Origin of the sequence: Bacillus sp. FSL M8-0277, from assembly GCF_037975305.1 — a bacterium.
Lineage (GTDB): Bacteria > Bacillota > Bacilli > Bacillales > Bacillaceae > Bacillus > Bacillus pumilus.
The window spans coordinates 341,762-355,553 of sequence record NZ_CP150255.1; the positions used below are offsets into that span (position 1 = coordinate 341,762).

The 13,792-nt window shown below is 42.8% G+C and carries 12 protein-coding genes; 10 read left to right on the plus strand and 2 right to left on the minus strand.

Going from position 1 to position 13,792, the window contains the following annotated elements; genetic code table 11:
* The first annotated feature begins 123 nt into the window (after nt 1–123).
* The 8 genes from nadE (at nt 124) to MKZ05_RS01905 (ending at nt 9,226) form a co-directional block, all read left to right on the plus strand.
* Nucleotides 124–945, plus strand: coding sequence for an ammonia-dependent NAD(+) synthetase (gene nadE / locus MKZ05_RS01870; protein WP_044139266.1), 822 nt, complete (start codon nt 124–126; stop codon nt 943–945).
* Between the two features lie 320 nt (nt 946–1,265).
* Entirely contained in the window at nt 1,266–2,123 is an 858-nt protein-coding gene (locus MKZ05_RS01875; protein WP_080772930.1) for a citryl-CoA lyase, read from the plus strand.
* Nucleotides 2,120–3,553 (plus strand): aldehyde dehydrogenase family protein, encoded by a 1,434-nt coding sequence (locus tag MKZ05_RS01880; protein WP_268459576.1) that lies wholly within the window; start codon nt 2,120–2,122, stop codon nt 3,551–3,553. Before MKZ05_RS01875 ends, MKZ05_RS01880 begins: the two co-directional genes overlap by 4 nt.
* Before the next feature lie 9 nt (nt 3,554–3,562).
* The gene (gene aroD, locus MKZ05_RS01885; RefSeq protein WP_044139268.1) at nt 3,563–4,339 is read left to right on the plus strand and encodes a type I 3-dehydroquinate dehydratase; all 777 of its coding nucleotides are present in this window, start codon (nt 3,563–3,565) and stop codon (nt 4,337–4,339) included.
* A gap of 34 nt (nt 4,340–4,373) precedes the next feature.
* A complete protein-coding gene (locus tag MKZ05_RS01890) occupies nt 4,374–6,134 on the plus strand; it encodes a thiamine pyrophosphate-binding protein (protein WP_339161125.1) in 1,761 nt (586 codons plus the stop codon).
* Between the two features lie 22 nt (nt 6,135–6,156).
* Nucleotides 6,157–6,537 (plus strand): cupin domain-containing protein, encoded by a 381-nt coding sequence (locus MKZ05_RS01895; protein WP_339161126.1) that lies wholly within the window; start codon nt 6,157–6,159, stop codon nt 6,535–6,537.
* Nucleotides 6,538–6,661: 124 nt separating this feature from the next.
* On the plus strand, nt 6,662–7,864 hold the full coding sequence (locus tag MKZ05_RS01900; protein WP_080984713.1) for a CoA transferase: 1,203 nt from the start codon (nt 6,662–6,664) through the stop codon (nt 7,862–7,864).
* A gap of 45 nt (nt 7,865–7,909) precedes the next feature.
* On the plus strand, nt 7,910–9,226 hold the full coding sequence (locus tag MKZ05_RS01905) for an MFS transporter (RefSeq protein ID WP_106029634.1): 1,317 nt from the start codon (nt 7,910–7,912) through the stop codon (nt 9,224–9,226).
* Between the two features lie 40 nt (nt 9,227–9,266).
* Here MKZ05_RS01905 and MKZ05_RS01910 read toward each other — a convergent pair whose 3' ends face one another.
* Nucleotides 9,267–10,625, minus strand: coding sequence for a hypothetical protein (locus MKZ05_RS01910; RefSeq protein ID WP_050943263.1), 1,359 nt, complete (start codon nt 10,623–10,625; stop codon nt 9,267–9,269).
* A 148-nt stretch (nt 10,626–10,773) separates the two neighbouring features.
* Here MKZ05_RS01910 and MKZ05_RS01915 point away from each other — a divergent pair, with 148 nt between their 5' ends.
* Together MKZ05_RS01915 and MKZ05_RS01920 are read left to right on the plus strand one after the other, a co-directional pair.
* Nucleotides 10,774–11,547 carry an IclR family transcriptional regulator gene (locus MKZ05_RS01915; protein WP_050943261.1) on the plus strand — a complete coding sequence of 258 codons (774 nt, stop codon included), beginning with the start codon at nt 10,774–10,776 and terminating at the stop codon, nt 11,545–11,547.
* Between the two features lie 85 nt (nt 11,548–11,632).
* A complete protein-coding gene (locus MKZ05_RS01920) occupies nt 11,633–12,190 on the plus strand; it encodes a shikimate kinase (protein ID WP_050943259.1) in 558 nt (185 codons plus the stop codon).
* Nucleotides 12,191–12,247: 57 nt separating this feature from the next.
* Here MKZ05_RS01920 and MKZ05_RS01925 read toward each other — a convergent pair.
* Nucleotides 12,248–13,398 (minus strand): IS3 family transposase gene (locus MKZ05_RS01925; RefSeq protein ID WP_339160451.1). Its coding sequence is split into 2 segments (ribosomal slippage): nt 12,248–13,125 and nt 13,125–13,398, totalling 1,152 coding nucleotides; the frame shifts between segments, so codons are not numbered across the junction.
* Nucleotides 13,399–13,792 lie beyond the last annotated feature (394 nt).

Below are 13,792 nucleotides of genomic sequence, written 5' to 3' on the forward strand. Positions count from 1 at the left end.
CGTCTTACAAAATGTTCTTCCTGAAAACATGGTATAATGAAGATTCAAAAAACGTTGTCAAATCAATGAATTTAGAGTAAAACCTGTTCTCTTCATGTAGAGGATGCTTAGGAGGAAAAGTGTATGAGTTTGCAAAAAAAGATCAGCCAAGAGTTGCATGTGCAGCCCTCAATTGACCCGAAGCAGGAGATCGAAAAACGGGTTGGATTTTTAAAGGACTACTTGAAAAAAACCGGCGCGAAAGGATTCGTTCTCGGGATTAGCGGCGGACAGGATTCAACGCTCGCTGGCCGTCTTGCACAGCTCGCTGCATCTGAACTGCGTCAAGAAGGAAAGGAAGAGGCAGTCTTTATTGCGGTTCGTCTCCCGCATGGCGTGCAGCAGGATGAAGATGATGCCCAGCTCGCTTTATCATTTATTCAGCCGGACAAGTCGTGGAAATATGATATTGCGCCTGCCGTGACGGCATTCAGTGAACAATATCAAAAAGACACAGGCGGACCGTTGTCTGACTTTAATAAAGGGAATGTCAAAGCACGCATGCGAATGATCGCGCAATATGCTGTCGGAGGAGAAGAAGGATTACTTGTCATTGGTACAGATCATGCAGCCGAAGCAGTCACTGGGTTTTTCACGAAATATGGTGACGGCGGTGCAGACGTTCTCCCGCTCACAGGTCTGACGAAACGCCAAGGCCGGACACTGCTAGAAGCGCTGCAAGCACCAGAGCGCCTATACTTAAAGAAACCGACAGCCGATCTGCTTGATGACAAACCTCAGCAAACGGATGAAACAGAACTAGGCATTACGTACAATGAAATTGATGATTACTTAGAAGGTAAGCCCGTGTCAGAACAAGCAGCAGAAGCGATTGAAAAGCGCTATGTTCAATCAGAGCATAAACGCCAAGTACCCGCTTCCATGTTTGATGACTGGTGGAAATAAAAAAGCGACCTCTCCAGTAGACGGAGAGGTTTTTTTATGTTGAATTTTTAAATGGGTTTGACAAAATAACCAAAAATTCATTAAATTAGTAGAACGATCTACTCAAGTCCATTTAACTAAATAAAGATTTTTTTGATCAAAAAAAACAATCATAATTAGTTCGATTCACTTAATTTCACTGCTATTTACAGTATTTTCAGAAAAAACGATTGACGAAGAAAAAGAATACGCTTACAATGAAACCACATTCCGAAAAGTGAAATTAGATTCCACTGAATGGAATAAAGGGGTGGTTCACCTCCAAATAAGAAGCTAAAGGAATGATTGACACAATGAAAAATCGAAGTGCACTGGAAATCTACAAAGAGGGAGGCGCTTGGTGGGAAACTGAGATTAGTCATATTCAAAAAAATTCAATTGAACTTCGAGGTTATCCGATTGAAGAACTGATTGGCGAACTGTCGTATCCACAAATGCTTTATTTACTGCTTGTTGGTGAATTATTGGATGATTCAAAAGCAGCTCTTTTTGAAAGTGTTCTTGTCGCAGGCGCGGACCATGGACCAAGAGCGCCATCTATTGCAGCTGCCAGAATGGCGGTGACTTGCGGCATTTCGTTTAATTCCTCTGTTGCAACAGGGGTGAATTTATTAGGTGATATTCATGGCGGAGCCGGAGAGAAGGCCATGCGTATGTTATACGAAGCCAAAGCGATCTACGATGATCAAAAGGATATACAGTCTGCGGCCAAGCAAGTATGTCACACATGGTTAACTCGCAAGGAAAAAATCCCGGGGATCGGCCATCAGCTTCATGATGATGATCCGAGGGTTAGACGTCTATATGAGCTAAGTCACACATATGTCCAGCAAGGTCTTATCAGTGGGATATATTTACGGTTAGCCGAAGCGATTAGACATGAGCTTGAACACCTGAAAGGGAAGAAAATCACGATGAATATAGACGGTGTATCTGCTGCAATCCAATGTGAATTAAACATTCCAGCAGAAGCAGCAAAAGGCATTTTTTCCTTATCCAGAGGAATGGGCATCGTGGCGCATGCATATGAGGAGCTGACAAAGGGAGCCCTCGTGAAGGGACCTTGTCCAAACGAAGAAAGATTGGTTCGGTATGCAGGACATGGAACGCGGCACTTGAAGGAGGGAGAGAAAATTTGAGCAGTTTGAAAGCGTTATCATATATAAACGGCGAGTGGATGGATACCGATCGTGTGAAAACAGATATCATCAATCCTTACTCAGGAGAAAGGATCGGTACATCATATCTCGCCTCATCAGAAGACATAGAACAGGCACTTTCTATTGCGCAGCATGCTAAAAAACAAATAGCGGGAATATCGGCAATCGAACGCTCAAAGCTTCTAACGAAAGCAGCCACCTTGCTTGAAGAACAAAAAGACCATTTCGCAAAACTGATTTCGTTAGAATTAGGCAAACCGCTTAAAAATACAAGAGATGAAGTTTCACGATCAATCGAGACGCTAGCGCAGTCGGCGGAAGAAGCGAATCGATTAGTAGGTGAGACCATTCCAGGCAATGTATCATCACGTGGGCAGGGAGCAATGGCCATGACATTTAAAATACCAGTCGGAGTTGTGCTGGCGATTACTCCTTTTAATGCACCGCTCAACTTAATTTGTCACAAAGTTGGTCCAGCTTTTGCGGGAGGGAATGTCATTATTTTGAAGCCTGCACCGCAAACATCAGCTGTTGCTACAGCGTTTGTCAAACTCCTTCTCGATGCAGGGTTCCCTGAGGCAAGTTTGCAGCTTGTGATTGGCGGGGTCGAGGCTGGGAAACAGTTAGTCACTGATGAAAGAACGAATCTCATCTCTTTTACCGGTGGGGCTGCCGGAGGAGAGCATATTACAACCTCTGCGGGATTAAAAAAAGTATTGCTCGAACTCGGAGGGAATGGCGCGACGATTGTTCATCACGATGCTGATATTGAACAAGCCGCATCCCTTTGTGCCAAGACAGGCTTTAGTAATTCTGGTCAAAGCTGTATTTCTGTTCAAAGAATTTATGTCCACCAGGAAATAATGCCGTCTTTTACTGAGGTATTAAAACAAAAAGTAGAGCAGCTTGTCGTTGGAGATCCGCTGTCCAGTGAGAGTGATATCGGCTGTATGGTCGATGCACAGGCCGCGCAGCGTGTTGAGACATGGATACAAGAGGCAGAGAGTATGGGGGCACAGCTTTTATGTGGGGGAAAAAGAAATGGAGCGAGCATCACACCGGCTATTTTGCTGAACCCTCCGAAACAGGCCAAGGTCGTCTGTGAGGAAGTATTCGGCCCAGTTGTCAGCATTCTCCCTTATGCGGAGCTGGAGGAGGCAATTAAAGAAGCAAATGATAGTCGATATGGTTTGCAGGCAGGGATCTTTACGAATCAGCTGGATGTTGCGTTACACGCAGCAAAAGAACTTGAAACTGGCGGTGTTGTCATCAATGGGACATCAAATTTTAGACTGGATCATTGGCCTTATGGAGGAATTAAGCGAAGTGGTCTTGGAAGAGAAGGTCCGCGTTTCGCTATTGAGGAGATGACCGAAACCAAAATGATCGTGCTTCCACAGGGTCTGTGAAAGGGGCGTTTGGATGTGAATGCATTTCAGCAAAAGGTAAAAAGTGTGCAGACAGGCGGTCAGCCAATGATTTGTACGCCGCTCATCGGGCAAACAAAGGAAGAATTGTTTCATGAGGTCGAGGTATTAACTGAGAAGAAGCCTGATGTGATAGAGTGGCGGGCGGATTTTTTTCATCACCTTCATGACAAGGAACAAGTCATAGAAACCCTTAAGGGAATGGTAGAAAAGGCAAAGGGCATACCATTTTTATTCACCATCCGCTCTGAAAAGGAGGGCGGCGAAAGTATATCACTCTCAGAAAATGAGAAGGTTTCTCTGCTTGTCGAGCTTTGTTCCACACAGCTTGTGGACGCCGTTGATTATGAATTGATGCATGATGTGACACATTTACAGCAAGTCAGTCAGGCGGCTAAAAGTAATGGGGTCACCTTAATTGTGTCGTATCACGATTTCCAGCGCACCCCTGAGTTGGATCGTCTCGTGCAGCTATTCGTCAATGCAGAATCAGTCGGTGCCGACATCGCAAAGATTGCAGTGATGCCGCATTCCTATGAGGATGCATTAACACTGCTCTCTGCGACCAGCCATGCGAACAAGCAGCTGTCGATTCCCGTTATTTCGATGGCAATGGGGGAATATGGGGCTTTTACAAGAATGGTTGGTGGACTTTTTGGATCTGTCATGACCTTTGCTGTAGGGAAAGAAAGCTCAGCTCCCGGGCAAGTGGCAATACAGGATTTGAACAGCGTTCTATCTATTGTTTTTCAAAGAATAAGTGAGTAGCAGATTCATAGCTGCACCGTGAGAGGAGAGAAACATGAAGAAGAATATTTCTACACAGGTTATTCAGTATTTAGAGAATCGGGGAGTCGAGCATATTTTTGGTCTCTGCGGTCATACGAATATTGCTTTTTTATCAGCGCTTGAAAAAAGCTCGATTCAATTTGTAAATGTCAGACATGAACAGATAGCGGCACATGCAGCAGATGGTTATGCGCGAGCAAAGAAACAGACAGCTGTTGTTCTCAGTCATCTAGGTCCTGGACTCACCAATGCGGCAACAGGGGTAGCGAATGCAGCACTTGATTCCATTCCAATGGTTGTCATTGCAGGAGATGTCCCGAGTCATTACTACGGAAAGCACCCACATCAAGAGATCAATCTTCATTCCGATGCCTCTCAATACGAAATTTACCGGCCGTTTGTGAAAAGAGCATGGCGAGTCGATATTCCAGAATTATTTCCAGAGATTTTATTAAAAGCATTTCAGTTAGCTGAAAGCGGCCGTCCTGGCCCAGTGCTGATATCTGTTCCAATGGATGTGTTCTCAAAAGACCTAGATGTGTCCTTGTTTGAACAAATCAACCATCATACACAGACCATTGAAAAACCTTCAATTGATGATCAAACGGCCAATCGGATATTAGATCGATTGCTGCAGGCAGAAAGGCCGCTTTTATATGTAGGGGGAGGCATTTTACTAGCTGACGCAGCTGAAGAATTAAAGGCATTCTCTGATCATCTAAGTATCCCTGTCGCCCATTCTTTGATGGGGAAAGGAGCCATGCCAGATGATCACCCAATGACCCTTGGAATGACAGGATTTTGGGGGACAAAATTTATCAATGATCAGTGCAAAGCGGCGGACTATATATTGGCTTTAGGCACCCGTTTTGCTGAAGCTGATGCGAGTTCGTGGGAATCAGAATATACGTTCCGTTTCCCATCAACCAAGCTCATTCATATTGACATTGATCCGAATGAAATTGGACGTAACTATCCTGTTGACATTGGAGCAGTAGCTGATCTGAAGCAGGCCTTGACTGTACTCAATCGAGTGGCGAGAGAAAGACTGCCAGAAGTGCTAAATCGACCTGAATTGAAAAAGGAAATTGCGGCATATCGTAAGGAGTTTCAGGCGAGCAACCTGAAGAACATTCAAGATGAATCCTTCCCAATGAAGCCGCAGCGTATTTTGCAGGAAGTGCGAGAAGTATTACCGCCAGATGCTTTTATTACAACAGATGTTGGCTGGAATAAAAATGGGGTCGGACAGCAATTTCCTGTGCTCACGCCAGGGACCATTCTAACACCAGGCGGCTTTGCAACGATGGGATTTGGAGCACCTGCCGCACTTGGGGCAAAGATTGCCCAGCCTGACCGTGTCGTTGTGTCACTCGTTGGGGACGGCGGATTCGGTCAAAATCCATCCGTTCTCGCAACAGCCGTTGAAGAGAACATTCCTGTTGTGTGGATTGTGATGAATAACAGTGCGTTTGGAACAATAGCTGGCTTGCAAATGGCGCACTATGAAACGACGTACGGTACTGTTTTCAGAAAAGGTGGAGAAAGCTATTCTCCGGATTTTGCTGCCATTGCAAGAGGTTATGGGATGAAGGGGATTAAAATCACCTCTGCTTCTGAATTCAAAGAAGCTTTAGCTGAAGCAATTGCATCTCAAGAGCCTTGCGTCATCGATGTAGCAATGAAAAATGATCCTGTCCCTACGGATGGACATTGGAATATTAATGATATTTATTCACCAAATTCAAAGCGCTCACATGTCAGCGTGAATTAAACATAACGAGGAGGAAGTAACAATGAAAATTAAAGTATTGAATCCGTTTCAAGATGGGAACCCATTATGGTTAGGTTTAGATCATCCAGAGGAGCATATGATTCGAAAGGTATTTCAAACCATTACACCAGATACTGTTGGGTCAGAGCATATGATGGCAGGTCTCACCATTTTTGAACCGGGAGAAGCAAGTTCAGTGCACAATCACCCAGGTTCAGAGGAATTTGATTATGTGATTAAAGGATCTGGCGAAGTCATTTGTGATGGAGAAAGGCAGTCCTTTAAACAAAATGATTTCATGTTCATTCCAGACGGTGTCTCGCACCAGCATGTAAATACAGGAGATGAACCTTTATGGCTGATTTGGCTTTACACACCGCAAGGGCAGCTTCCGAAGGATTAACAAACTGCTCCGGTAAGCCCTCCTTTTGAATCATCAGGGTCTTCCGGGTCAATCAGAAAGATGACAAGGGCTAAAATAGAAAGTTATTTAGCCCTTCATCACTTGAATGAAAGGGAGTCAAGCAATGAATATGAATACACCGCTCGAAGGAATGAAAATATTAGACGTCTCTACGATGATCGCTGCCCCCTATGGCGCGGTGCTTCTAGGGGATTTTGGTGCAGAGGTCATCAAAGTCGAGATTCCTGGTAAAGGCGATACGCTGCGGCATGTTGGCCCTTTTGCAGAAGGTGAACCACTTAGATGGTCAGGTCTCTCACGGAATAAGAAATCTCTAACACTGGATCTGCACAAAGACGAAGCAAAAGACATTTTTAAAAAGCTTGCAGGTCAGGTCGATGTGTTGATTGAAAATTTTCGCCCTGGAACTCTCGAAAAATGGGGCGTAGGGTACGACGTATTAAAAGAAATCAACCCTCAATTAATTATGATTCGTGTATCGGGTTATGGACAAACGGGTCCGTTTAAGGACAAGGCCGGATTTGGAACACCTGCGACGGCGTTTAGCGGATTTACATATATTCAAGGGTTTCCAGACCGGCATCCAGTCAGTCCTTCCTTTTCTTTAACAGATTATATTGCAGGCATATATGTGGCGTTTGCTACTGTGACAGCGATGTATTACAGAGATACACATTCAGAAGGAACTGGGCAAATGGTGGATTTGGCCCTCTATGAATCTGTGTTTCGTATGTTAGAATTTTTGGTTGCAGAATATGACAAGCTTGGGAAGGTGCGTGAGCGTTCACCGGGGTTAAGCGGTCATTCAAGCCCTGCCGGCACCTATGTGACAAAGGATGGGCATTATTTGGTTCTTGTGACGAGTACGGATTCGACCTTCAATCGATTGGCAGAGGCGATGAATCGATTAGATTTATTAGAGAATGAAAAATTCGCGGTCAATGCATCTAGGCTGAAGCATAACAAAGAGATGGATGCGATCGTCTCTCAATGGATCGCGTCGAAAACAAGGGATGACGTATTAGAAATTCTAGATACTCATGGCGTTCCTGTGAGCCCAATTTTAAGTATTCAGGATATTTTCGAGCATCCGCAATTTAAAGCACGAGAGAATATCGTCGAGGTGCATCACCCCCGTCTTGGAAAAGTAAAGGTGCCTGGGATCATTCCAAAGTTTGAAAAAACACCCGGAAGTATCCGGCACATTGCACCTGATTTAGGCGAACATAATTATGAGATTTTAACAAATATGCTTGGCTTAACAGAAGAAGAGTGTAAACAATTGGAGGAAAAAGGGGTTATTTAAGGCGCTCAACCGAACCGCACGCTGCGGAAACAAAGGAGGATGGTTATGAAAGTGCATTCAGAACTGAAGGGGAATGAATTGCGGCCCGCTTATATGAAGCCAACGAAAGCCCGTTTTGGCATATTGATTCTGTTGTTTTTTATTACCGCCATTAATTATATTGATCGAGCCAGTGTATCTATTGTTGCACCTGCTATTCAATCTTCATTGCAATTAAATCCTGCCTTATTAGGCCTCATTTTTTCAGCATTTAGCTGGACATATACAGCGATGCAAATACCAGGCGGTTTTATTCTCGATAAATTTGGCTCAAAGGTAACGTATGGGATATCACTCATTACTTGGTCTATTTTCACAGGCCTGCAGGCGTTTGCGAACAGCTTTGCCTTTTTATTCGGCTGTCGTTTGTTTATTGGGATTACAGAATCTCCCGCATTTCCTGCGAATAACCGCATTGTCACCACATGGTTTCCAAGGCGGGAACGGGCTTTTGCGACAGGTGTTTATACTGCTGGAGAGTATGTGGGTCTTGCATTTGCGACACCTCTTCTTTTTTGGATCATGACGACTTTCGATTGGAGAACCGTCTTTATTACGGCAGGTGCGCTCGGTATCATATTTGCTTTCTTTTGGTACAAGTATTATCACGAACCGAAAGAGCATCCGAAGATGAATGAAGAGGAGTTAGAATTGATTCGGCAAGGCGATGGACTGACAGTAGCATCACAGGGGAAGCTGAAATGGGCAGACTTTGCCGCCCTTCTAAAATACCGTAAATTGATTGGGCTCTATATTGGCCAATTCTCTGTAGCGTCTACACTTTTTTTCTTTTTAACATGGTTTCCGACCTATTTAGCAGAGGCGAAAAATATGGCATTTCTTAAGGTAGGTTTTGCGGCTTCTCTTCCTTATATTGCTGCATTCTTTGGGGTATTGTTTGGAGGTTATGTGTCTGATTGGCTGCTTAAAAAGGGCGTATCCGTTAATGTAGCGAGGAAGCTGCCGGTAGTGGTTGGCTTGCTTCTGACGAGTACCATTGTTTTAGCGAACTTTACAACGAATATTCCGCTTGTGCTGACCATTTTATCCATCGCTTCATTTGCACAAGGACTGTCTAATATCTCTTGGACGATGCTGTCTGAAGTGGCACCAAGGGAAATGGTTGGTCTGGCTGGCGGTGTATTTAACTTTTTTGCAAATTTAGCTGGGATCATCACTCCGCTTATTATCGGATTCATCGTGTCGGCGACAGGTTCTTACAACGGAGGGATTTTATTCGTCAGTTTAGTCGCATTAGGCGGGGCATTGTCGTACATTTTTATCGTAGGGAAAATTGAACGTATTCAATTAAAACCAGAGTGAGAAAGTAAAAGAGAACTCAAACCAAGTTGAGTTCTCTTTTTTATGAATAAAAGATAATAGTGATGATCGTTGCACATGCGATACCCATGCTGATATAAAAGCCAGCAAACCATATATTCCAGCGAGTGATACGGTAAGGGTTGACCTTCATCAAATCAGCTAACAGGGAGACAGAAACATTAAAAGGACTAAACATGACAGTTGATGTTCCAGCAACGATAAGCATGATGGCAATGGGAAGAGCAGGAAGTTCTTGGATGACAGGTGCCATCATGCTGACTAACAAAGCAAGCGAGACGAGCGGGTGAAAACCGCAAAGAGCGGTGATCAGAAAATATAACCCAATGACACAATAAACCAAAATGGCATCGTCTGATATACTGACAATAAATGCTTGAATCGGCTGCATACTGTTTGTGGCAAGCAGCATATCGACAAAGAAGCCAGCACTTAAAAATAGACACATATAGTTGGAGAGCTGACGGGTTCTTTCTTTCCAATGAGGGACAGAGACGGCGATATATTGTTTTCTTTTTTTGATGACAGAAGAGAATAATAGAGCAAATGGAATAATGGTTAGCACAACAGCGAATAAATAGCCTTTCCCAATCCATGCATCGACAAGTGAGACGGCTGTCATAAAACTCAGCAGCATGAAAGCAAGCTGAAGGGTTTTTCGCTTAATTCGACGAGGATTGGAGTTTGTTTCTGCGGACTGAATGATGTTTGGGAATCGTTTGCTTTGACGAGAGAAGAGCATCCAATCTGTCGCCAGCACGATGACCATTAAACCAAAAGTAACGGGTGCGATTTGATAATATTTGAGTTTGGTTGCATCAATGGTGACGCTTACGAGCACTTCAACAGGACTCCAGCTTAAACATAATGCATATGACCTTAAAAGGTTACGTGTATAAAGATGTTGTCTCACTTGTTCTTTTAGGGAATCCAGCGACGGTTTGAGCGATGTATATAGTAAGGGGATCGTCGCGATATTTAAAAACATGCCAAGAATATGAGTGACAAATGAACTCTTGCGATAAAGCTGGTTTGTGCTCGTTGTATGCAGTGTGAGCAGTTTATTTAATTGTGTATCGAAATGTCCAACATGTATGAGAGAATGAATAAAAGGCAGCATGAAAAATAGAGAAAGCAAGCCTAGCATGGAATGAAAGTGAAGAAAAAACGTGTGCAATGGCTCGTCGGATAAGAAAAATAAGAACAAGCCAATCATGAGAAACATAGCACCTGTTTTCAAATAAAGCCCACTTGCTTTCTTAAAAGAAATGATGAGCGAAGCAGCGGCCAGCAGACCAACAAAATAGGAGAGTATGGGAGCGGGAAATAGTTGATGAACAATATATAGGCTAATAAGAAGTGTAAAAACGAGCAGGTACATTCAAATATCTCCTCCATCAAACCTCTCCAATCGTTTTTATTCCGACTGGTGGAATTTGTTTTCTTTTAGTGGAACGTTTAAAATGGATTATAGCAAAATCGATCGTTTATGTCGATAAGAAATCAAAGGGGAAAAGGAGAAAGTGAACATGGCTGATAAGAAGTCAAAAGAAGAATCAGGACTGCGTACGGTTCAGCGCGCTTTGGATATTCTTTATTGTTTTAGTGAAGAACGTCAAGAGCTGACGCTAACGGAAATTTCAAAAGAGATGAATTTAGCAATGTCTACTACAACGAGACTGCTCAAGGCACTTGAAATGAATCATTTTGTGGAAAAGAATCCAGACACAATGAAATACCGATTGGGTCAAAGACTTTATCTCCTTGGATACATTGCAGGAAAGTCCATTAAATTGAGAGAACTGGCTAAACCACTCATGTACGCACTTCGTGATGAAACAAAAGAAACCGTCAACCTGTATGTACTGGATGCAACAAGCAGGGTTTGTATTGAACAGGCGGAAGGGCTGCAATCGATTCGACATCTTGTCAAGGTTGGTGAGAAGCTGCCGTTATACGCAGGTGCAGGCGGAAAGGTATTATTGGCATTTCAAAGTGAAGAATTTCAACAAAAAGTATTAGCGTCTGAGGCTGATCATGTGATGAGAGATGACTGGCAAAAGGAATGTAAACATATTCTTGACACGTATACTTCTTGCAGCATCGATGAACGAGAGGTAGGATCTGCGGCAGTAGCGGCACCAGTCTTTAACATTCATGGGGAAGTGAAGGCTTGTTTATCCATATCTGGTCCAACCCAACGGTTTACTGAAGAAGTCATTCCCAAGCTGCAGCAAAAAGTGAAAGAACAGGCACAAAGGCTTTCTGAACAGCTCGGCTACGTCGTCAAACACAATTTTTAAGATTGCCTATCTTTTCGCGCTCCATTTATCATATAATAGAAACGTTATGTAGCATTCCTTGTCGTAAGGAGGACGTGTCACGATCATGAAAATCAATAGAGAAATCCCTGTAAGACAGCGGAATATTGTTCTCATTGGCTTTATGGGTGTTGGGAAAACAACCATTGGTCAGCTAGTTGCCAAAAAGCTATATCGAGATTTTATTGATGTCGATCAGGAGATTGAAAAAAAATACAACATGACGATTCCAGAGATGTTTCAGCAAAAAGGAGAAGCATTCTTCAGACAGGCTGAAAAGGATTATATCGTCGATTTATGTGAACATACGCAGCTCAAGATCGTCTCACTTGGAGGCGGTGCATTCAAACAGGAAGAAATCAAACGTGCCTGCTTGAAGCATTGTACGGTTCTTTTCCTTGACCTATCTTGGGAGAATTGGAAGCAGCGGCTTGATATTTTAATTGAAAACCGTCCTGTTCTTCACAACCGGTCGCTTGATGAAATGAAAGAGCTGTTTGAAGAACGCCGTGAGATTTATTCTCTTCATAACTCCAGAGTGGAAACAGATCATTTAGAGGCTGAGGAAGTCGCCAATTATATTGTGGACACACTCAAGCTTGGCTGGGATTTATATTCGAAATAAAAAAAGTCTACCGTTTAGGGACTGACCCCCGTTTTTGAGACAGGGATCAAAACACCTTTATACAGCCAATTGCCGATAGTTTATCGGTGATTGGTTGTTTAGTTTCGTTTGAATACGAATGTTGTTATAATAATAAATGTATTCTTTGACAGTGCGTTCTACGATGCTGGTCGTAGTGCGGTCAATCCTGTTAAGATAGAACGTTTCAGACTTTAGTGAGGAATGAAACGATTCGATGGAGGCATTATCAGCGGGCGTCCCTTTACGGGACATGCTCATGGTAATGCCTTTTATATGAACAGCTTTCTGATACTCGTAAGATGTATATACAGAACCTTGATCGCTATGTAACACGCAATTCTCAGGCAGTGCTGGGAGCTGATTAAGTGTGTTTAAGATAAAGTCTGTGTCCTGCTTATCACCAATCGTAAAAGCAATCACTTCTCCATTATATAAATCCAATATACTGGAAAGGTACAATTGTTTCTGTCCATAAGGCAAATACGTGATGTCCGTTACTAGTTTTTCAAGAGGGCGATCAGACTGAAAGTTCCGATCCAGTATGTTACCGGCCACGGCATAGGGCTGCCCATTCTTCTTACGCTTTTTCATTTTAACCCGGCATTGCCACTGGTTTTTCTGCATGATACGTTGAACAGTTTTATGGTTAATACGCATTCTCATTTTTAGTATGGCTGTGATTTTTCGATAACCATATCGATATTTGTGCTTTCGGCACAACGTGCCGACCTGTTTCTCTAGTTGTCTTTTAGAATGATTCTGAGTCAGATCCTTTTTCCATCTATAATACGAAGTACGTAAGATGCCTAAATGGACACAGATGTCCTGTACCGTCATCGTTTTGTGAAATTCTTCTACCAGTTTGATTGACGTTTCCTTATCAACTTCCTTTCCAATTCGTTGTACTTTTTTAACACTTCATTCTGTTGACTCAAATAGCGATTTTCTGCCTGCAGTCTCTCTAATTCGGAAGAGTACTCGGGACCCTTTCCATAGGTATATTGTTTTCCAACAGGCTGTTCGAACCGGTGTGTATCCCCAGCCTTATGCCACCTCACCCATGTCTGAACCTGCGTCTTATTCTTGATATTCAATTTCTGCATGATCTCTTTCATAGGTACGCCTGCCAATCTCATTTCTACAGCCTTCTGTTTGACTTCAACCGGATAACTCACTCTTGTCCCCATAGAAAAAACACCTCCATGTTTTATTTCGGATCACAACGATCCATTTTCAAACTTGAAGGTGTTTTTTATTTGTCTCATCTTACGGGGTCAGTCCCTTTAGGGTAGACTTTTTTCTATTGATGTCTTTTTCTTCGTAGATAGGATGATGTTTTGACAGTAAAATTTATTTATCCTTTTTTGGTATGTTGCCGTTTGGAAAAAGAGGTATCATACTTCAACCAGTTCATGAAGATGAGGGTTTTTTTGGTTGATATGGTAAACAAAATATATCCCTTATTTTCTTTTTTGGAAAAATAAAATAGTATCTAAAATTCAACAATAGTTTTTTGAATTATTATAATTTTAAAAAAATAATGTTGACACCTCCGGCAATATCATTCTATGATAGTTTACG